General features: G+C 63.7%; 19 protein-coding genes. 9 read left to right on the forward strand and 10 right to left on the reverse strand.

What is annotated here, in order from left to right:
• Positions 1-59: 59 nt before the first annotated feature.
• Positions 60-893 carry a M57 family metalloprotease gene (locus tag LVJ94_00855; GenBank protein WXB05811.1) on the forward strand — a complete coding sequence of 278 codons (834 nt, stop codon included), beginning with the start codon at positions 60-62 and terminating at the stop codon, positions 891-893.
• A gap of 108 nt (positions 894-1,001) precedes the next feature.
• Here the strand turns inward: LVJ94_00855 and LVJ94_00860 are convergent, their stop codons facing one another.
• Complete coding sequence (locus LVJ94_00860; GenBank protein ID WXB05812.1) at positions 1,002-1,565, reverse strand: DUF4142 domain-containing protein; 564 nt, start codon at positions 1,563-1,565, stop codon at positions 1,002-1,004.
• A gap of 713 nt (positions 1,566-2,278) precedes the next feature.
• Between LVJ94_00860 and LVJ94_00865 the strand changes: the two genes are divergently transcribed.
• Entirely contained in the window at positions 2,279-2,650 is a 372-nt protein-coding gene (locus LVJ94_00865) for a four-helix bundle copper-binding protein (GenBank protein ID WXB05813.1), read from the forward strand.
• A gap of 70 nt (positions 2,651-2,720) precedes the next feature.
• Positions 2,721-3,494 (forward strand): glutathione S-transferase N-terminal domain-containing protein, encoded by a 774-nt coding sequence (locus LVJ94_00870; protein ID WXB05814.1) that lies wholly within the window; start codon positions 2,721-2,723, stop codon positions 3,492-3,494.
• A gap of 22 nt (positions 3,495-3,516) precedes the next feature.
• On the opposite strand, the gene LVJ94_00875 is transcribed toward LVJ94_00870, so the two are convergent.
• Genes LVJ94_00875 through LVJ94_00885 form a run of 3 tightly spaced genes read right to left on the reverse strand, consistent with a single transcriptional unit; the run spans position 3,517 to position 6,445 of the window.
• Positions 3,517-4,314, reverse strand: a complete 798-nt coding sequence (locus tag LVJ94_00875) for an ATP-binding cassette domain-containing protein (protein ID WXB05815.1) — start codon at positions 4,312-4,314, stop codon at positions 3,517-3,519.
• The gene (locus LVJ94_00880) at positions 4,311-5,462 is read right to left on the reverse strand and encodes an FAD-binding oxidoreductase (protein ID WXB05816.1); all 1,152 of its coding nucleotides are present in this window, start codon (positions 5,460-5,462) and stop codon (positions 4,311-4,313) included. The genes LVJ94_00875 and LVJ94_00880 overlap by 4 nt, the downstream gene beginning before the upstream one ends.
• The gene (locus LVJ94_00885) at positions 5,459-6,445 is read right to left on the reverse strand and encodes an ornithine cyclodeaminase family protein (GenBank protein ID WXB05817.1); all 987 of its coding nucleotides are present in this window, start codon (positions 6,443-6,445) and stop codon (positions 5,459-5,461) included. The genes LVJ94_00880 and LVJ94_00885 overlap by 4 nt, the downstream gene beginning before the upstream one ends.
• A 101-nt stretch (positions 6,446-6,546) precedes the next feature.
• On the opposite strand from LVJ94_00885, the gene LVJ94_00890 reads away from it, so the two are divergent.
• The 5 genes from LVJ94_00890 (at position 6,547) to LVJ94_00910 (ending at position 11,465) form a co-directional block, all read left to right on the forward strand.
• Entirely contained in the window at positions 6,547-6,993 is a 447-nt protein-coding gene (locus tag LVJ94_00890; GenBank protein WXB05818.1) for a MarR family transcriptional regulator, read from the forward strand.
• Positions 6,990-8,672 carry a chloride channel protein gene (locus LVJ94_00895; GenBank protein WXB05819.1) on the forward strand — a complete coding sequence of 561 codons (1,683 nt, stop codon included), beginning with the start codon at positions 6,990-6,992 and terminating at the stop codon, positions 8,670-8,672. The genes LVJ94_00890 and LVJ94_00895 overlap by 4 nt, the downstream gene beginning before the upstream one ends.
• A 38-nt stretch (positions 8,673-8,710) precedes the next feature.
• Positions 8,711-9,097, forward strand: a complete 387-nt coding sequence (locus tag LVJ94_00900; protein ID WXB05820.1) for an MmcQ/YjbR family DNA-binding protein — start codon at positions 8,711-8,713, stop codon at positions 9,095-9,097.
• A 22-nt stretch (positions 9,098-9,119) separates the two neighbouring features.
• The gene (locus LVJ94_00905) at positions 9,120-10,430 is read left to right on the forward strand and encodes an SGNH/GDSL hydrolase family protein (GenBank protein WXB05821.1); all 1,311 of its coding nucleotides are present in this window, start codon (positions 9,120-9,122) and stop codon (positions 10,428-10,430) included.
• A gap of 207 nt (positions 10,431-10,637) precedes the next feature.
• A complete protein-coding gene (locus LVJ94_00910; protein WXB05822.1) occupies positions 10,638-11,465 on the forward strand; it encodes an SGNH/GDSL hydrolase family protein in 828 nt (275 codons plus the stop codon).
• Positions 11,466-11,475: 10 nt separating this feature from the next.
• On the opposite strand, the gene LVJ94_00915 is transcribed toward LVJ94_00910, so the two are convergent.
• The 4 genes from LVJ94_00915 to LVJ94_00930 form a co-directional block, all read right to left on the reverse strand.
• A complete protein-coding gene (locus tag LVJ94_00915; GenBank protein ID WXB05823.1) occupies positions 11,476-11,727 on the reverse strand; it encodes a hypothetical protein in 252 nt (83 codons plus the stop codon).
• Positions 11,728-11,801: 74 nt separating this feature from the next.
• Positions 11,802-12,671, reverse strand: a complete 870-nt coding sequence (locus tag LVJ94_00920) for a DUF1989 domain-containing protein (GenBank protein ID WXB05824.1) — start codon at positions 12,669-12,671, stop codon at positions 11,802-11,804.
• A gap of 14 nt (positions 12,672-12,685) precedes the next feature.
• A complete protein-coding gene (rtcA, locus tag LVJ94_00925; protein WXB05825.1) occupies positions 12,686-13,717 on the reverse strand; it encodes an RNA 3'-terminal phosphate cyclase in 1,032 nt (343 codons plus the stop codon).
• A 5-nt stretch (positions 13,718-13,722) separates the two neighbouring features.
• A complete protein-coding gene (locus LVJ94_00930) occupies positions 13,723-14,955 on the reverse strand; it encodes an RtcB family protein (GenBank protein ID WXB05826.1) in 1,233 nt (410 codons plus the stop codon).
• 132 nt (positions 14,956-15,087) lie between these two features.
• Between LVJ94_00930 and rtcR the strand changes: the two genes are divergently transcribed.
• Complete coding sequence (rtcR, locus tag LVJ94_00935) at positions 15,088-16,704, forward strand: RNA repair transcriptional activator RtcR (GenBank protein ID WXB05827.1); 1,617 nt, start codon at positions 15,088-15,090, stop codon at positions 16,702-16,704.
• Here the strand turns inward: rtcR and LVJ94_00940 are convergent.
• Both LVJ94_00940 and LVJ94_00945 read right to left on the reverse strand, forming a co-directional pair.
• A complete protein-coding gene (locus LVJ94_00940) occupies positions 16,691-17,896 on the reverse strand; it encodes an elongation factor Tu (GenBank protein WXB05828.1) in 1,206 nt (401 codons plus the stop codon). The genes rtcR and LVJ94_00940 overlap by 14 nt on opposite strands.
• 274 nt (positions 17,897-18,170) lie before the next feature.
• Positions 18,171-20,696: a hypothetical protein gene (locus LVJ94_00945; GenBank protein WXB05829.1), complete on the reverse strand. Its 2,526-nt coding sequence runs from the start codon at positions 20,694-20,696 to the stop codon at positions 18,171-18,173.
• Between the last annotated feature and the right edge of the window lie 103 nt (positions 20,697-20,799).

The following is a 20,799-nucleotide window of genomic DNA, read 5'->3' on the forward strand; positions in this document are numbered from 1 at the left end:
CACCGCGTGGCGTGTAGAGGTTTCGACCATCTCTCACCAACCTGAATAAGAGGTCCACCATGCGGATCAAGTTGTCTCTCGTCGTCGCGATGGGCGCCATTGCTTTGTCTTCGGCAGGCTGCGCGTCCGAGTCGACGTCCAATGACGGAGAGAGCACCGGCAGCACCGCCAAGTCGTTCGAGGAGTGGAAGTCGACGGTCCAGCAGGAGTCCGACACGGGCATTTGGATCGTCGATCGCGACATTCCCGTCGACAGCGAAGAGAAGCTTCACTCGTTTTACGAGCGATACGTCCAACAGGGAGCGCTCATCGTCGACAACAACAATGGGGTCGACTCGAAGTGGAACGCAACGCAGAAGTTGAACATTACCTACTGCGTGAGCAAATCGTCGTTCGGGTCGAACTACAATCGCGTGGTGCAAGCTATGCGCGACGCCGGCAACGCCTGGACGGCGGTGGCGAACGTGAAGTTCGTCTACAAATCGGACCAGGATGGAAACTGCACGGTGCGCAACAACAACGTCGTATTCAACGTGCGCATCGGCGGCTCGGGATTCTCTGGGCGCGCGTTCTTCCCGGGCGATGGACGAAGCTCGCGCGAAGTGCTGATTGGACCGACGGCCGCCAAGGGATCCAACCCCAACGGGCCCGAGACGCTGACCGGCCTTTTGCGGCACGAGCTGGGGCATACCCTGGGCTTCCGCCACGAGCACACGCGACCGGAGTCGGGTGCATCGGATTGCTTCGAGGACAACAACTGGCGTGAGTTGACCCCATACGACGCCTCGTCGGTCATGCACTATCCCTGGTGCAACGGCGGGAACACGGGCGATCTGCGCATCACCGCGTCGGATGCCGAGGGCGCGGCCAAGCTTTACGGCAATCCGCGCTGACGTCGTGAGTTCATGCGGCGGGCTGCAGAACCCCCTCCTCTGCAGCCCGTCGCCTGAAGTTTTCTACGGTTGTGTGGCGGATCCGCGCATCGTGGTCGGTGTGGTTGGCTAGCGCAGTCCTACGCCGGAATCGGCGGGGGCACCCGCGTCGATGGGGGGGCCGGCATCGTCACAGTCTGGGCCGTCGGTGCCGCTTCCCGCATTGCCGCCGCAGGTGCCTTCGAGCTTGCTCTGAATGGCCAACACCATCGTGAGGTGCTGTCGTACGGTTGCGCGCGTCTTGACGACGAAGTCGCGGAATTCGGGTGCTTTGCTCGAATGGATGAGCAGCTCGATGACGCCCAGCGCGCGAATGTGACCGAGGACCTGCCGATTGAGATAGTGGCTCTGAAGGTCCTTGGGCGCGAGCGTGCGCGACATGCTCATGTCCTGTTTGGAGTCTTTGGTCATCTCGCGGGAAACGCCGGTGGCGGCCAACGAGATATCGAGCTTGGCCGTCAACGTTTTCAGCGCATCGCGGTGTGCGCCATGTTCGGTGACCATCGTGCGGGCAAAATCCCGGAGGCTCGCATCCGTTGCCACATCGACGAAGGCCGTGGACTCCTCGACCTCCCCCCTGTCCAATGTGTCCAGAATGGCTGCGGCTTGTCCGTCGGAACACATGACCGGCATCGGGGTGGTTCCTCCATCCTGTGTCCCGCACCCTCGGCCGGAGCCGGCGTCGTCGTGTGGGCATAGGTCGTTCGCGGGATTTTCTGCAGGTGTATTCTGATTGTCGTCCCCCAAGGCATTTTGGTCGCGGTCGCTCGGAGACTGCGACGAACAGGAGATGAATGCGGCAAGCGACAAGCATGTTGCGATACCGAGCATACGCATCGAATGCATCATGATGAACCTCCAGGTCCGCCGCCTCGTGCAAGTCGGGTGCGCGTAGTTCGGCCGCGCCCGATTGTTCCCACTTGGCCTGCACCATGCTGCTCCGCCCATCATGAGTACGAAAGCAGAGGACCACGTCGTCGGCGATCAGTATCTGTACACGCTGGAATGAAGCCTCACGTGGGCGTGAAACGATGAAGATCGTGAATCTCAAGTTGAGATTACATGTGCACGAAGGCGCGTAAGGCGCCACCAGCTGGCCTTTGGCCATCGCGCTCGGCGCGACTGCCGCCGGTGTGGCCAACGTGCGAATGCGCTCGGTGAGCCTGCGCCCGGCGTGATGTTTGAGCGCGCCGTGCTCGTGCATCAGGTCCTCCGGTGGCAAGATGTCCTCGTCTCCCGCGCTCCGCGTGCACCCTGCGCTGAGAACGCCGAGTCCGGCCGCACTGCCGGTCGCGACCTCGCGTTGGGTACGCGTTCTGCTTTGTGCGGCCCTGAAGGAGCCCCCTATGTCGCACGAGCGCTATTCCAATTGCATCGAGACCTGCAACCTCTGCGCAACGGCTTGTGAACACTGTGCAGATGCCTGCCTCGAGGAGGACGACGTCGAAAACATGGTCGATTGCATTCGCCTCGACCGTGATTGTGCAGCGATCTGCCGGCTGGCAGCGGCCATCATGTCTCGCAATGGTAAGTTCGCCCAAGAGCTCTGCCGCCTATGCGCCACGGCGTGCGAGGCGTGCGCAGCCGAGTGCGAGCGGCACACGTACGAACATTGTCGCGCGTGTGCAGCGGGCTGTCGGGGATGCGCCAACGAATGCCGCCGCATGGCGGGCGTCCCCTCGGCGAGCGAGCGCGGCGGATTCACCGCCCGCGCGTGACAGAAAGCACCGGAGGTCCCTTGTCGCCCCAGCACCCCCTTTTCACCCCATCCCACGGAGATATCAAACGATGAAAATCGGAGGCACGTCCCTCGACCCGCTCTTCATTTGGAAAAAGAAGCACAGCATTGCGGAGGCCGTCGATTTTGCGACCTCGGTGGCTGCGACCCTTGCACGCCTCGGTAGCGGCGGATACGTAGCGCACGTCGGGAAAAGGCCGGCGAAGCTTTTGGAGCTCTATGAACGGGAGGTTTGTCCTTTCTCACGCAAGGTTCGCGAAGCGATGTCCATTCTCGATCTCGATGCCATCGTCCATCCATGCGCCCCAGAGCCAAGACGATTTCGCTCGGTCGTGGAAGGGTACGTGGGGAAGTTCCAGATACCACTGTTGGTCGATCCCAATACGTCGTCCACCGTGACGGATTCGGATGCGATCGTGCGTTATCTTTTTAGGCAATATGGCGATGGTAAAGTCCCCCTTGCGCTTCGCATGGGGCCGCTGACCGATGCCACGTCGAAGTTCGCAACGCTCCTTCGAATAAGCAAAGCGTCCGAATCACCTCCAACGAAGGAACCGGACGATTTGCTCGAGTTGTACAGCTACGAGGCCTCTCCGTATTGCCGCCTCGTGCGTGAAACCCTCATGAAATGGGAAATACCTTACATCGTTCACAACGTTGCGCGCGGCAGTCCCAAGCGTGCGGGCTTCGCCGAGCGTACGGGCAAGATGCAATTTCCCTATCTGATCGACAAAGCGCGCGGCATCGAGATGTTCGAAACGCGCGCCATCATCGATTACATCGACGACCATTTTGGCACCAACGGTCGCCTCAAAGCCAACTAATGCAATATCGATTGAAAATGGCTCAATCCGGAATCGCGTAGAAGAACCCGCGCTGCTCGGCGAGGTGCATCTTCGTCTCGAAAAGGGCCGAGAGGCGCTCGCTGGTCAAGATGTCTTCTTTCTTGCCATCGGCCACCACGCGGCCGCTGCGCAAGAGGACCACGCGCTCCACCTCGGGGGGGATCTCGTCGACGTGATGGGTCACCAGGACCAAGGTTCGGCCCTGGTGAACCAGTTGGCGGATCGCGGCAATGAGCTCGAACTTGGCCTTCAAATCGAGGCTCGCGGTCGGCTCGTCGAGCACGAGGCACGCCGGATCGTGCACCAGCGCACGGCCCAAAAGGCAGCGGCGCTGCTCGCCGGAGGACATTTCGCCAATGGCCTTTTGCGCGAGTGCGGTGGCGCCCAGTTGCTCCAACACCGACCGAGCCCGGGCACGCTGTTCGGCCGTGGGGTTCAAATGGGAGTGGTATCCAATGCCCACGCTCGAGAAGAATCCCGAGAGCACCACGTCCAGCCCGCGCACGCTGCGTGTGTACTGCATCTGTAGCTCGTGCGAGACGAGGCCGAGTTGGCGGCGCAGTTCGAAGACGTCCCACCGATCGTGCCCCAGAATGCGCACCGAGGAACCCTCGCGATGAACCGGGTAAATCTCGCGCGAGAGCAGGCGCAGCAAGGTGGATTTCCCCGCGCCGTTGGGGCCGAGGATGGCCGTGTGCCGGCCCTGGGCGATGCGCAGGGACAGATCTTCGAACACGCGGGTGTCGCCGCGGTAAACTTCGGCGTTCTCGATTTCGATGAGGGGGACGTCGGTGGTCATACGATGTTCCGTTCGGGGCGGGCGGCGCCGGCGGCGAATCGGTCGGCGGTCATGCCGGAGACGTCCACCGCGGGGGTGCGGCCAAGGTACAGATCGCGAATGGTTTCCCCCACCGCGGGGCCTTGCAAAAAGCCGTGTCCGGAGAAGCCGGTGGCGTAGAGAAAGCGCGAGACGGAGCGGGCCTCGCCGATGAGCGCATTGTGATCCGGGCTGATCTCGTACAAGCCCGCCCACCCGCTGGCGATGCCGGCTTGTCCGATGGCGGGGGCGCGCTTTTCGGCGGCGGCGAGCAAGGTGGGAACCCAGGCGTCGTTGCGCTCCAGATTGAATCCGGGCGGTTCCTCCTGGTAGGACATGCCCACCAGAAGCCCGCGGCCCTCGGCGTGGAAGTAGAAGGTGCTCGCGAAGTCGATGGTCATGGGCATCGGCGGAAGGTTGGGCATCGCCTCCGTGAAGAGCACTTGCCGACGGTAGGGCGTGACCGGCAAATCGACACCGGCCATCTCGCCGATGGCCCGCGACCACGCACCGGCGGTGCAGATCACCGTGTCCGTTTCGATGGTTCCGTGCGAGGTGCGCACGGCGCGGATGCGGTCGCCGGCGCGCTCGATGCCCGTCACCGTACACTGCGTGGCGATGTGAACGCCGAGCTGGCGGGCGCCCTTCGCGTAGCCGTACACCACGGCCTCCGGCGTCGCGAGCCCATCGTCCGGGCCCCATGCGGCCGCGATGACGTCGTCCGTCTCGATGAGCGGGCTGATTCGCTTGGCCTCCGCCGGATCGATGAGCCGGCTGGGCACGCCCAGCGAATTTTGCAGCGCGATGCTCTGCTCGAAGGCGCGGACATCTTCTTTGCGCGAAAGCAAAAAGAGATACCCGACTTTGCGAAAGTCGATGTCCTGGCCGGGCCGCTCGGGAAAACGCGCGAACGCCTCCAGGCTTCGCAGCCCGAGCTGGATGTTCACCGCGTCGGAGAACTGCGCACGCACGCCGCCGGCGGCCTTGCAGGTCGACCCCGAGCCAAGCTCGTTCTGCTCGAGCAGCACGATGTTCTTCACGCCCGCCTCGGCCAGATGAAAGGCGATGCTCGTGCCCATTACGCCGCCGCCGACGATCACGATCTCCGCCCGCGAAGGTAGTTCCGTCATAGTTCGATCCTTTTTCCTCGCCCCGAGGCTCGCGCCCGTTCGATGATCGTCCAGGCCGCGGCGGCGTCTTGCACGCCGATGCCCACGCTGTTGTACACGATGATTTCGTCCGGGCTGCGCCGCCCCGGATGCCGACCCAACACGATGTCCGCGAGCGGCACGAGGTCTTCGACCTTGCGATAGCCGCGCGCGAGCGCCTTCACGATGGGGCCACCGTGCGTCACCTCCGTCGGGACGTGGTCGACGACGAGCACGTCCGAGCGCTGCACGGCGGCCTCGTCGATCTCGCACCGCTCCGGCGTGAACGAGCCCACCGAGAGAACGGTGCTTCCCGGCGAGAGCCACGCCCCGTGCACCACCGGCTGCGCACTGCTGGTACAGGCCACGATGACCGAGGCACCCTTCACCGCCGCCTCCGCGCTGTCGGAGAGGACGATGTCGAGGCCATCCTCGGTCTGCAAGGACTGGGCGGCCTGTTCGCATTTGGCCCGGGTCGGGCTCCAGAGTCGGATTTCGGCAAAACGCTGGACGCGGGCGATGGCTTGGATGTGCGCAATACCCTGAACCCCGCTCCCGATGATGGCCAGTGCGCCGTGGTTTTCGCGCCGCCCGAGCAACGAGACGGCGAGGGCGCTGGCCGCGGCGGTTCGCCGGGTCGTGATCTCGTTGCCATCGAGGATGGCCACCGGCCGCCCGTCGGTGGGATCGAGGGCCGTCACCACGGATTGCACGCTGGGCAGCCCGCGTCGCGGATTCCCCATGTGAACGCTGATGAACTTGCTCACCGGGCCGGTGTCGTTCGACATGCGTGCGGCCATGCAGATGGCCATGTCGTCCCCCGCGGGGACGATGATCTTCTCCGGCAGGCGCGCGCCATCGCCACCGAGCTCCGCAAAGGCTCGTCGCTGTGACGCGATGGCCGTGTCCCAGTCGTACAGCTCCCGAACGTCCAACGCGCCCAGCACGAGCATCTCGTACGCCACGCGAAAGTTTCTACACCACATCGCCGCTGGGCGCGAGACGCCTGCGTTCGGCACGAGAAAGCACGCCTTGCGAATATATCGTGACACGATATATATCCCGCGTGCCCCCCACCGTTTCCGATGCCGAATACCGAGCCCTGGCGGAAATGCGTTACCGCATCCGGCGTTTCCTCAACTTCAGCGAGGCCAGTGCACGGTCCGTGGGGATCGAGCCGCAGCAACATCAGCTTCTGCTCGCCATCCGCGGCCTTCCCGAGGATGGCGCGCCCACCGTGGGTCGCATCGCGGAGCGCCTGCAGATCCAACACCATAGCGCCGTCGAACTGGTGAACCGCGGTGTCGAAAAGGGCCTGGTGAAGAAGAAGCCCGGCGAGCGCGATCGCCGCGAGGTCCTTCTCGATCTCACGCCGCGTGGCCGGCGCCTTCTCGAGAAGCTGGCCCTCGCACATCGCACCGAGCTTCGTTCCTTCGCGCCCGTCTTGCTCGACGCGCTCTCCGCGCTCGTTCACCCGGAGGAGGCACCGCCTCCAGAGGAGTCTTTGTCGTGAGTTCCGATCCGTCGACTGCCACCCCCGAAGAGTTGGGGGACTTCACCACCACCACCCGCGTCGTTCCGCTCACCCTGCTCGCGGCGGCCATCGGCGTGCTCGCCGCGTTCGTCGCCCGCGCGTTGCTCGCGGCCATCGCGTTCTTCACGAACCTCTTTTTCTTCCAGCGTTTCAGCATCCAGAGCGTGAGCCCGTCGGAGCATCACCTCGGGTACGCGGTGGTTCTCGTGCCCATCGTAGGCGCGCTGATCATCGGCTTCATGGCCCGCTACGGCTCGGAGAAGATCCGCGGGCACGGCATCCCCGAGGCCATCGAGGCCATTCTCCTGCGCGGCAGCCGCGTGCAGGCGCGTGTGGCGCTTCTCAAGCCGCTGTCGTCGGCCATCTCGATTGGTTCGGGAGGTCCGTTCGGCGCCGAGGGGCCGATCATCATGACCGGCGGCGCGTTCGGTTCGCTGGTGGCGCAGTTCTTCGAACTAAGCAGCGCCGAGCGAAAAACACTGCTGGTCGCCGGCGCGGCCGCAGGCATGAGCGCTACGTTCGATTCCCCACTCGCCGCGTCGTTTCTCGCGGTGGAGCTTCTCTTGTTCGAATGGAAGCCCCGCAGCATGATCCCGGTGAGCGTGGCCTCCGTGGTCGCGGCCAGCGTCCGCCCGTACCTGCTCGGCACCGGGCCGCTGTTCCCCATCGCGCCCTCGGTGGCGGCGACGCCCCATCCGACGTGGGCGCTGGTTTTCGCCTGCGCGGTCTGCGGCATCGCGGCCGGGGCCATGTCCGGGCTCCTGACCAAAGGCGTTTATCTCTTCGAAGACTTGTTCTTGAAGCTTCCCATTCATTGGATGTGGTGGCCCGCGCTCGGTGGATTGGCCATCGGCATCGGCGGCCTCTTCGAACCGCGCGCGCTCGGCGTGGGCTACGAGACCATCGAGTCGCTTCTTCGCGGTGAACTCATCGGGCGCGCCCTTCTCCTGCTCATGGTGGTCAAGTCGGCCATCTGGATGATCTCGCTGGGGTCGGGCACCTCCGGCGGTGTGCTCGCGCCGCTTCTCATCATGGGCGCCTCGCTCGGGGGACTCGAAGCGCACGTGCTGCCCAACATGGGCCCGGGGTTCTGGCCGCTCGTGAGCATGGCCGCGATCCTCGGCGGTACCATGCGCTCGCCCTTCACGGGCATCGTCTTCGCGCTGGAAGTGACGCATGCCTGGGGCCTCGTCGTGCCGCTTCTCTTGGCGGTGCCCATGGCGCACGCGTTCACGGTGCTGGCCCTCAAGCGCTCCATTTTGACGGAAAAAGTGAGTCGTCGCGGCTTCCACCTCAGTCGCGAATACGAGACGGATCCTCTGGAGATCCTCTTCGTGCGCGAGGTCATGAGCATCGAGCCGGAGGTCGTCGCGCGCGCAGCTGCGGCCTTCGACCAAGCCGGCGAGCGGCCGGCCGTCGCCTACGCCAACGAACCACTTCGCGTGGCCGTGTACCGCATGGCGGAAACCGGTAGGACGCGCCTGCCGGTCATCAACGGAGATCCGCGCGCCATCGCGGGCGAGATTACCTTGGAAGACATGCTCAAAGCGCGCGTGCGTCACCTGGAAGAGGAGCAGCGTCGGGAGCGCATCCGTCACTTGCCCGCGGTCATTCCGCAGCGCTTCTTGCCGCGGCCCCTTCGCGGTAAGTCGAGCTGATCGATGCTAGGGTGGCCCTCGCACGGAGGGCCACTCGCATGCCGTCGCGCCGCAAAAATCCTACAGATGCCATTCTCAAAGAGCTCCGTGCGTTCGGTCTGACCTACCCGGGTGCGCACACGAAGAGTCCTTGGCCAGGGCATTTGGACTTGGCGGTGAAGGACAAGACGTTCGCCTTCCTCAGTGTGGAGGGGGAGCCTTTTCGCATTTCGTGCAAGCTGCCCCAATCGCATGCAACGGCTCTGCTATTGCCATTTGCGGAGCCCACGGCGTATGGGCTGGGGAAGAGCGGGTGGGTGTCGGCCACCTTTGCCGAAGGCGAGCTGCCGCCGGTCGATCTTTTGAAAGAGTGGATCGACGAAAGCTATCGTGCGCAGGCGCCCAAAAAGCTCGTGGCGAGTTTGTCGGAGAAACGAAAGCGCTGATCCCATCGGCAGGAGGACGGTCATGGCAAAAGGGTACGTTGACAACGTTGTCAAATTCGCAGGCGTGCTGGGAGTGCTCGCGGCGGCATCCTCGGTGCTCATTTGCTGCGCCAGCGATCCTCCGAGTGAGTCGGCGTCGGTCGAATCTCGGGCCGAGGTTGCGGGGGTGGCCATCATGCCGCTGGGCGACTCCATCACCGACGGGGCGGGCAGCAGCACCGGCTCGAGCTACCGCGCGGAATTGTGGAAGCGGATGGTCGACTTGGCCGGATATTCCATCGATTTCGTCGGCTCGCACCGAAGCGGGCAGCTTCCCGACATCGACAATGAAGGGCACTCGGGTTGGCGCATCGACCAGATTGCCGCGAACATCGACGGGTGGCTCGGGACCTACAAGCCGCAAATCGTGCTTTTGCACATCGGCACGAACGATATGAATCAGAATTACAACGTCGCGACGGCGCCGGACCGATTGAGCGCGCTCATCGACCAAATCGCTGCCGACGTTCCCGGGGTCACCATCGTGGTCGCCCAAATCGTGCCGGCGCTGGACGCGGCCATCAACGGGCGCATCGTGACCTTCAACAATGCGATCCCCTCCATCGTGCAAAGCAAAGTGTCGCAGGGGAAAAAGGTGCGTCTGGTCGATATGTATCACGCACTGGGCAATGCCGATTTGGCGGATACGCTGCACCCGAACGACGCCGGTTATGCGAAAATGGCGAGCCTCTGGTATTCGCATTTGGAGCGTATTTTGGCCGACGGGCGCGAGTGGCCGCATCTGGTTACGGGGTTGGAGTCGGGCCAGACGGCACCGACGTGGCTCGACACCGTCGAGGCGAGTTCGAACGTGGGCGGATATCCCTGTTGCAATTTGACGCGCATGGAATCATCCCCGCGCAACGAGCTAACCCATGGCGGCTCCAGTGCCCTGATGTACTCGGGAAGCGACAACAGCGCCACGGGGCCGTCGTATTCGTACAACCGAGTGTTCGACGTGCACGTTCCCGTGAGCTCGGACACCGTGCTCTCGTATTGGGTCTTTCCGCAACAGGCCAATGGCACCTTCGTGGCCCTCGATTTCGCGATGACCGATGGGTCCAACCTTCGGGACTCGGGCGTGCTCGATCAATGGGGCACCCGCGTGCATCCGCAGTTCCAGGGGGAGGGGGGCCATCTGGCGGTGAACCAGTGGAATCTGGTGCGCGCCAACCTTGGGCGGCTTGCCGGCAAGACGATCGATCGCATTCACTTGGGCTACGATCAGCCGACCGGCACGGGCGCCTTCCGAGGTTACGTCGACGATATTCGGATCTCGGATGGTGCGAATTAGGCGTCGCACCGTCTCATGGCGGAAACGGGTATGACACGCGTGCCCTCATCCATGGCGATCCGCACGCCATCGTAGGTGAGGGCACCTTGGGGGACATGCGCCATCGAAGCGGTGGGCGTCGCTGTTGCCATTTGCGGAACCCACCGTGTATGGGCTAGGCAAGAGCGAGGAGACGCGAAAGCGCCAATTCCATCGAGAGGGCGAATCATGGCAAAAAGGCATTTTGGCAACATCGTTGGACTCGTGGGAGCGCTTGGAGCACTCGTGGCGACATCATGGGCGCTCGTTTGCTGCTCAAGTGATCCCTCGAGTGACGCGGTGCCGGAAAATGCCGTTGATGCGGCGGTCGTGGAAACGTCGGTCGACGCGGCGGTCGAACCCCCGGTCGACGCGGCGGTGGACTCGCCGCGCGAGGTTCAGCGGCTGGTCATCCTGCCTCTGGGCGACTCCATCACCGAAGGTTTGCGCACCACCACCGCCTCGGGCTACCGCGCCGAATTGTGGAATCGGATGCTTGGCTTGAGCGGATATTCCTTCGATTTCGTTGGCTCCCTCCGAAGCGGGCAGCTTCCCGATGGGGACCACGAAGGACACTCGGGGTGGCGCATCGACCAGCTCACCGCGAAGATCGACGGGTGGCTGGCGACTTACAAGCCGAACATCGTGCTTTTGCACATAGGCACGAACGACATGGCCAAAGACTATGAGCTCGCAACGGCACCGGACCGACTGGGGACGCTCATCGACAAAATCGCCGCCGACGTTCCCGGGGTCACCATCGTGGTCGCGCAAATCGTGCCAACGAAGGACGCCACCATCAGCAAGCGCGTCGAGGCATTCAACAGTGCGATCCCCGCCATGGTGCAAAGCAAAGTGTCGCAGGGCAAGAAGGTGCGAGTCGTCGACATGTACCACGCACTCGGCAATGCCGATTTGTCCGATACACTGCACCCGAACGAATCCGGCTACTCGAAAATGGCAAGCGTTTGGTACTCGGATTTGGAGCGCATCTTGGCAGAGGACGGACGCAAGTAGCGTGACCTGGCTAATAAGCGGAGTCTTTGACCCGGGTCAAAAAGGCTCGCCACAGCGCTATGGCGATGAAGATGTCGATAGCGACGAAGATTTCAAATGTTCCATACACTATGATCTGGGAGCGCATGAGCAGGTAGGGAACGGCGACGATCCCCACGAACAGGGCGATGCCGGCAACGAGCAGCGCCCTCCGCCGACGCCGCCGGCGATCGAGGTAAACTTCGAAGTCATCGCTTTCGGCGGTTTTCTTGGTCGAGCTCATGTCCGCACCCCTGCTTCAATTTTCGCGACGTCACGACGAACCATTCGTGGCGCGACGGATCGGTCCCCCGCGCATTACCTCGCGCCATGATGGCGTGAGTACCCGTTGACGATAGCCGGTTGCCATCCCTCGAGGCTATCCTCCGGGCAGCGGTAGATCTCCACCTTCAAGGGGTGACATATGGCAGCGTCGCTCGAATGGCCCGTGCTGCAATCGCCTCCGGGGCACGCAGATAGCGCAGCAAGCAAATCGATTTCGGCGAAGAACTCGATGAAATCACCCGGTCGCACGGGGCTCGCCTTCATGAAATATTGGTGCGTGTCCCGGGTGAATCCGGTGCACATGAAGACATTTAGAACATCATGAACGTGAGGCTCGGCTTCGGATAGCGGGATGTCGAGTTCGGCCGCGAGCGCTCGGGTGAGGTTCGAGTGACAACACCAGTGGTACTCGAGCCCATGCAAAAGCAAATTGGTATACGGATCGCATCGCGTTCCAATCACGTCGTGCACGCCTGCGCCATCCTCGTCCCAGCCGTACCAGCCGAGCGTATCGTGCGTCACGGTGGCCATGGCGCGGAGGTTGGGAAGACTGCTCCATAGCCTGCTGCCGGTGCTCACGTGCGTGCCGTGGAAGGCGCGCGTTTTTCCGCTGAAGAATCGCTCGGAAAGGTCGTGCCGATTCCATAGATTCAGATCGCCGACCTGAGCCCCCTCCACGCTCACGATTCGAAAAAAGTGACCCGCGGGCACGGTGAACGCTCGGGCGTCCCGCGGTGGAACGAAAAGCTCGCGCTCCTTGACCATGCTGCGCCTGGCCGCTTCGTAAAAGGGCGCGTCGTAGCGGGGGAGTTTGTCGGCCGAATAAACGACGACCGGCGCGGCGGCACGACGGGTCTCGGCATCGGGTGGGGCTACGTGGCCGCTCGAACCATGTTTCCACATGCCCCGAGCATACGTCACTTCGACGGCACGTCGATGCGCCACGCGTCGGGCGCTTCTTCGGTGGTAGTGATGGCGGTTCCGAGGAACAGTTTGACCAGCTCGATTTGCGTGAGGCAATGCAAGGATGGCTTCACGGTGCGGAAGGTGCCGCCCGCACCCAGGGCCATCGGGAGAAGCAGCTGATCGGCGAGGTGCTCGCCCACCGGGACGTCGGCGGCCAGGTAGCGCGCGACCTCGCGGGCGACGCCTTCGGCCACCGTTTCGGCGCGTACACCGCGCTCGCCGAAGCCGGTGATCACCTCGACGACGTTGTCGCTTTCGATGGTCGCCAGGAGCGCATTTCCGGGGCCGTGCGAGTGCCGCACCATGGTGGGCTTGCACGCGTTGCGGTCCCACCCGAGCAAATTCGAAAGCGTGTCCAGCTCACGCAGCGCCACGGCCGGTGCAATCTGCGCAACCAGCGCCGTCGCATGGCGCGCGCGCACCTCGCCCCGGTGCACGAGCTCCAGGCGAGAGTGCTCCGTCGCCGGGTGCACGGTCGCCGTCCAGAGGCCTCCGCCCGCCGGGTAAAACCCATGCCGCTCGAGTCGAATCTCGACACGCGCGCCCGAGGTCATTTTTACGAGGACGGGCAGGAAGGTCTTCTCGAGGAAGTCGAACGGCGGCGCCATCGGATTGTGCGTGCCGCCTTCGAAGGTGAGGTTCGATGGCTCCGTTCCACCGAGAAGCAGCGGCAGGAGGATCGTTTGAAACACGAGCGTGGTGCTGCCGGCGCCGCCGATGGCGAAGTTGTAATTCCCCGCGCGAATCCCATTCGGGTGAAACGTGAGCTCCGTCGAGCCCATCGCCGCCCCCTCGGTATGCGCGCGGCCGATCTCGGTGGCCGCATGCACGGCGGCCAGGTGCTGGCGCATGAGACCCGGCCGCGCGCGCCCCGCGCGGATCTTGGTCATCTGGAAAGGCGTGGACGTGAGAAGTGAGAGGGCGAGCGACGAGCGCAAAAGCTGGCCGCCCCCCTCTCCCATGGATCCATCGATGCTGAGCATTGTCCCTATCCCTTGACGCATACGACTTGTCGCAGCGTATGCACGATGTCGACGAGCTCACTCTGGGCGTGCATCACGTCGTCGATCGATTTGTAAGCAGCGGGCGTCTCGTCGATGACGTCCGCGTCCTTGCGGCATTCGATGCCTTTGGTTGCTTCCTCGTGGTCCTCGATGGTGAAGGCCTTTTTCGCCGCCGTGCGCGACATTTTGCGCCCCGCACCGTGGCTGCACGAGTGAAAGCTCTCACGGTTTCCCTTGCCGCGAACGATGAACGAGCGCGCCCCCATGCTTCCGGGGATGATGCCGAGGTCGCCCTCGGCCGCGCGCACCGCGCCCTTTCGGGTCACCAGCACGTCGGCACCATAATGGTGTTCGCGCGCCACGTAATTGTGGTGGCAATTCACCGCCACGTCGGTCAACTCGAAGGGCGGCAGGTGGCTCCCGCGCGCAGCGCTCACCACGGCCTTCATCATGAGCTCGCGGTTCGTCGCCGCGAACTTCTGCGCCCAGCTTACCGCCTTCCAGTAGTCGCCATAGTGCTCCGTACCCTCGGGCAAGTACGCGAGGTTTTCGTCCGGAAGGTTCACCATCCACGTGCGCATGTCCTTCTTCGCCAGCTCGATGAAGAAGCTACCGATGCGGTTTCCCACACCGCGCGACCCCGAATGCAGCATGAACCAGACGTGGTCCGCCTCGTCCAGGCACACTTCGATGAAGTGATTTCCCGTGCCCAAGGTCCCAAGATGGTTCGCCGACGCGCCGCGGTCCAACTTGGGGTACTTGTCGGTGAGCCACTTGTAGCCTTCGTCGAGCGCGCTCCATGCCTCGGTCACGTCGGCCGGCAGATGCCCCCACGCACCGCGATCGCCGGGGCCGCCGTTGGCGGTGCGCCCGTGCGGAACCGCCGCCTCGATGGCCGTGCGCAGCTCGCGCAGGTTGTCCGGCAGGTCCGATGCGCGCAACGTCGTGCGCGTGGCCATCATTCCACAGCCGATATCCACGCCCACCGCCGCCGGAATGATGGCGCCCTTGGTCGCAATCACGCTTCCGACCGTCGCTCCGATCCCGGCGTGCACGTCCGGCATGACGGCGACCCACTTGTGGATGAAGGGGAGCTCCGCCACGCGTCGAAGCTGGGCTTCCGCCTCGGCCTCGAAAGGAACCCCCACCGTCCACGCCTTGATCGGCGCCCCGGTCGTTTCCAAGGTCACGTGCCCGTTGTCCGTCGCGTTGGTCATACCGTATGACTAAGCACGATTGGTGCCGCCTGAGAACGGGCACCGTCCGCCCCTGGCGAGCGAGATACGGCCGAAATCGTCTTGGGGAGGCTATCGGATGGGATAGCTATGATATGGTTGGATAGAATCGCCATGGACCCGAAAAAGCTCGTCGTCATCACGCTTTTGGGCAGCACGCTCGACCGTGGTCGTGGCCATGGCCGCTGGGATCGATGGCGCCCCACGGTGGCCCTCGCCCAGCACGAGGATTTGCTCATCGATCGGCTCGAGCTCCTCTACGGGAAGGAGAGCTCCGAGCTTGCCGATACCGTGATCACGGACATCCGCCACGCGTCGCCGGAGACGAAGGTGGTCGGCCACGTCGTCCATTTCGAGGATGCGTGGGACTTCGAGCGTGTCTACGGCACGTTGCACGACTTCGCGCGGACGTACCCTTTCGATACGGACAAGGAAGACTACCTGGTCCACATCACCACGGGCACGCACGTGGCGCAGATATGCCTCTTTCTCTTGACGGAGTCGCGTTACTTTCCGGCGCGCCTTCTGCAAACGTCGCCCGGCAAGCGAAGGGAGGGCAAGGACGCGAGCCCGGGCTCGTATGCGATCATCGATCTCGATCTGTCCAAGTACGACCGGCTCGGGTCGCGCTTTCAGAAGGAAAAGGCCTCGGGCCAGTCGTTCCTCAAGTCGGGCATCGAGACGCGCAACCGCGCGTTCAACGACTTGATCGAGCGCATCGAGCAGGTGGCCATCGGCTCGCGCGCGCCCATCTTGCTCACGGGGCCGACGGGGGCGGGGAAGAGCAAGCTCGCGCGGCGCATCTTCGAGCTGAAGAAGGCACGACGGCAGGTCACCGGGGAGTTCTCCGAGGTGAACTGCGCAACCTTGCGCGGGGACGCCGCGATGAGTGCGCTCTTCGGGCATGTCAAAGGCGCGTTCACCGGCGCCATCGCCAACCGACCCGGGTTGCTGCGCAAGGCGCATCAAGGCGTTCTCTTTTTGGACGAAGTGGGCGAGCTCGGTGCGGACGAACAGGCCATGCTCCTTCGCGCCATCGAGGAAAAGGTGTTTTATCCGATGGGCTCGGACCGGGAGGTCACCAGCGACTTTCAGCTCATCACCGGAACGAATCGCGATTTGCGGGCGCGCATCGCAGGAGGGCATTTCCGCGATGACCTCTTCGCTCGTATCAACTTGTGGACCTTTCGCCTGCCGGCATTGCACGAGCGGCCCGAGGACATTCCGCCGAATCTCGATTTCGAGCTGGAGCAGATCTCCGCCAGCTTTCGCGTGAACATCACTATGAGCAAGGAGGCGCGCGATCGCTTCTTGCGATTTGCCTCCAAATGGACCTGGCCGGGCAACTTTCGCGACTTCGATGCATCGGTCACGCGCATGGCCACGTTGGCCGATGGCGGGCGCATCACCGAGCGCGTGGTGGCCGACGAGATCGAGCGGCTGCGGGCAGGCGCCGTGGATGGAGCCCCCGCCGGTGACGGAAAGGAGCTGATCGCCCGCGCCCTTGGGGCGGAGCGTGCGGCGCAGATCGATCGGTTCGATCGCGTGCAGCTCGAAGACGTGCTCTCCGTGTGCGCGGGCACGCGCTCTTTGTCGGAGGCCGGGCGCGAGCTTTTCGCCTACTCGCGTGCCGAGCGCACCAGCGTGAACGATTCGGATCGTTTACGGAAATACCTGGCGCGCTTCGGCATCGAGTTTTCGGCCTTTCAGCAGCGTCTCACCTCACGGTGAGGATGACTCCGGCGCCGACGGTCCTCTTCCCCTCGCGGAGCGAGAACCGCATGCCCGGCTCGACGGCGATGGCATGCTGCAGGCGAAAATTCACCCGCGTATGGTCGCCGGGTTGCGCGATGTCGCCGGGCACGTCGAGCGTACCGGTGACGTCGGTGGTGCCGAAGAAGAACTGCGGCGCATAGCCCGTACCGAACGGGGTGTGCCGGCCGCCCTCCTTCGCGGTGAGAATGTACAGCTCCGCCTCACCCTCGATATGAGGCTGGATGGAGCCGGGAATGGACACGACTTGGCCGCGGACGACTTCGTCGCGCTTGACGCCCCGAAGGAGCAGCCCGACGTTTTCGCCCGCGCGGGCCTCCGGCCGATCCTTGTGGAACGACTGAATGCCGGTGACCACGACGGCGCGCGATTTTCCGTCGTCCGTGAGCCCGATGATTTCGACGGTCGCCCCGACGGGGAGAACGCCGCGATCGACGCGTCCGGTGACGACGGTTCCGCGACCCTCGATGGTGAATACGTCCTCGATGGGCAGCAGAAACGGCGCCGCATAGTCGCGTTGCGGATCGGGGAAATGGGTGTCCATGGCCTCGACGAGCTCGCGGATGGCGATGGTGCGCGGGTCGCCGGAGGTGCCCGGCTTGCCGGGCCCGACTTTCAACGCAGTGCCCTCGTCCACGGCCTGAATGGCCTGGAGCGCGGAGCCTTTGACGACGGGCGAACCCTCGTACCCGTTGGCCGCGAGGAGATCTTGCACCTCGAGGACGACGAGCTCGAGCAGCTCGGGGTCCGCGATGTCGGTCTTGTTCACGAACACGACGACGTGTTTCACGCCCACCTGTTTCGCCAGCAGAACGTGCTCGCGCGTCTGCTCTTGCGCCCCTTGCGAGCCGTCGACGAGCACGATCGCGCCATCCATCTGCGACGCACCGGTGATCATGTTTTTGACGTAGTCGGCGTGACCCGGGCAGTCGATGTGCGCGTAGTGACGCGTCATCGACTCGTACTCCACGTGCGCAAGGTTGATCGTGATCCCGCGCATCCGCTCTTCCGGCGTGCTGTCGATCTGTTCGAGCGAGCGCGCACGCCCGCCGTGCAGAGCGGCCATCACCTTGGTGATGGCGCTCGTGAGCGTGGTTTTGCCGTGGTCGACGTGTCCGATGGTACCGACATTGAGATGCATTTTGCCCATGGGTCTTCTCCTGTTGGTGTTGGGCCGGGCACGACCCAAGTTGAAAGCGCACAAACGCGAAAAACCCCCTCGGGCGGCTGCCGGAGGGGGTTTTCTCGTTCAGGGCTGCGAGTTTCTACTCGCTTCGTTTCGCCCTATTCCGTCTTACCCTCTCGCACGCAACCATCCGTCTGGGACTCGAGTGAGTCCAAACGTGATGATGATGAGTCGAGAAGGTCGAAACGGCGCATGGTCGGCGCAATATGAGCCGCAGAGGGCGATTGGTCAAGTGCCGTTAGGCAATGAGGTCGCTCGCCGCCAAGGTGCAGATCGGCAGTTCGCGGAATAGGGCATAACTCTCCGTGGACGGGGGCAGCGGGATGTCTCCGCGGTAGAGCACGGCCAACCGAGGCGCCTCGGGGAGGGCGACATCCGTCGAGGCAGGGGCCTCGCCCTCCGTAAGGCGATGGAGAAACGCGAGGGCACTTTCGTCCGGGCGCCGGATGAAGAGCCGGGTGCTTTCTCCGCGAACGAACACCCGTTGGGCCCGGGCCGCGGCGTGCAGCAGCGCCAGCTCGTACATGGACATGCGGACCCCGCTTTCGAAGTACGTGATGAGCTCGGGGCAGATCTTCCGGATGTCTTTCTTGGACGTCTCCACGCAGTTGAATTGAAATTGCCCCTTTGCGTACGTATCGAGCCAATGGATCGTGCTCGTCTCCAGGTCGAACACCAGCGGGAGGTAGACGCCGTTGTCGCCTTGAAGGTCGAACTTGAGCGCCACCTCCTGCGCGTCGAAGGGCTCCCCTTCGGCGTCATCGCCATGTAGGAGGGCGGCGAATCCGCGTTCGAGATCGCGAAATGGCATTCCCGCATAATTGTTGACGACCATGACGGCGTATCGAATGCCCGCTTCCAGCGCGCCGGCTCGATGAACGTCGATGAACTCCGTCGCGCCATTGGGATACGGCGCGTCCCGCAGATCTCCCGCGCTGACGGCAATGGGGGTCCCGTCCGAACCGGAGAAGGTCAGCTCGTAATATGAGCAGACACCGACGTAATTCCAGTCGGCATCGTAGAGGCCGACGGAGAGGTCTACGTCCGTGGGCTGGCCGTCGACTTCCGGCTCGCACCAATGCAGGGCCAGCCGCGCAATCTTCCTCCGGGGAACATCGATGCGCGAACCCCGCGGCAGCGACACCGCCGAGCGGCTCGCCGTGCGCTCGTTGAACGGAACGGGGATGTGCCGCAGTGCCTCGTCGACGATGGCATCACCGACGGCGGGCTTCGTACCGAATCGACGCAGGAGCTCGGCCTCGATGGCTCGAACCGCCGACGCGACCACCGAGGGCGTGAGCACGGGGCGCCGATCGGCGCTGGATACGCCCTTCGAAACCTGGTCTTTTGGCCAATAGATTCGAATCTTCGCCTTTTCCACGCGGGTCGGCAGAATGTTGCGCAATGTGAGCAACACGGGCGTGGACAAGGACGGCGCAGCGTCGGCGAAGGCTTGCACCAGTCGATGGACGGCTTGCTCGTCGTCACCGGCGATGCGGAGCGCATGATCGAAGCGCCGCGCGAGCTCCCCGGGGCGCGCGCGAAGGAGCTTCGTGAGCGTCGGGAAGTCGCGCCCGCGAAAGGCCTCGTCGAGGTGGGAGTAATAGTTCCGAAAGGGTGGTGCAGCGTTTCCGTCCGGGCCCTTCTTTCGCACGATGCCGAAAGCGCGGGCGACGCGTGGATAGCGATCGGCATACTCGTGAGGGTGGAGGAATTCTCCGACCCAGACCCAATACGTTGCGTGCCGCAGCATGTCCTCCACGAGAAGGTCCTCGTCGAAGTTTTCGAGCATGCGGAGGAACGTGCGGCGGAGCGGGCGCCCCATTTTTGCCATCTTGAAGCGGTGGCGCACCAGGACCTCCGTGAGGTGCGGCCAACCCGGTATCGGTTTCGTGACCCGCTGTCCTTGCAGCGAGAGGTCTGCCCCCGAGAGGGCGACCAGGATACGAAGTACGTCGGTGGCCGTGCCGATGTAGCGCGCCGCGACCGGCAAAATGGCATTCGGATCGCAACCTCGAAGGAGCGAGCCGAAGACCATGGCCACATTTTCTTTGACGGGAATGGTCGCGGGCAACCATGTGAGGACTGTCTCGCGGTAGGTCTCGATTAACACCGAGAAGGCGTTCGAATCGTCGGGGGACAGCGCCTGCTTGCGGTTGCAGAGACCGACGAAGAGGGCTCGCGCCTCGGCATCGAGGTCCTCGCCGAGATCGAGCCGCTTGAATCGGACGTGTTTCGAAGGGAATGACTTGGCCTGCTTCGCGCTTGGTTGGAAAAAGGGTGAATCGCGATTTACATGGCGCTCGCAGACGGGGCATGCGGAGTAGTTCGCGCCGTCGTAGCAGTTGCCGCAGACCACATGGCGGCAGGGCTCGAGCACGAAGCACGTACCGACGCAGCCGCAGAAGATGCACGGCTGCGCGTTGCCCTGGAGGTAGTGCGAGAGCACCTTGCGCAGCCAAAGGTCGCGCGTGTTGCTGGGAACGTCGTGCGGAAATCGGCGAAAGAGCGGTTCGTGCTTTCGATCGGCCCCCAGGGCCGCCGCCAACGTGCCATGCACGGCATCGCGAATCCGTACCAGCGCTTCGAGCGATTGATGCTCCAAGCGCGCTCGAAGGCTCGTGGAAAGCACGTACCCAAGCTGGGCTATCTCCAACTCCAGTGCATCCACGTGGGCTTCGTCCACCGAGCCCTCGGTGGCCTTTGCGAACACGAGCCCACGGCGTGTGAGGAGGAGCGCTTCCAACTTGCGCGACGCGTCCATGGCATCCTCTCGAAATAAGGAAGGGAGGTAATCGTCCAGGCTAACTGGTAACGTGAGAAGGAAGCCTGGACTAAGCCTCCCACCCGACAACATAGCACGTGCC

The organism is Sorangiineae bacterium MSr11367 (assembly GCA_037157805.1).
Lineage (GTDB): Bacteria > Myxococcota_A > Polyangia > Polyangiales > Polyangiaceae > Pendulispora > Pendulispora rubella.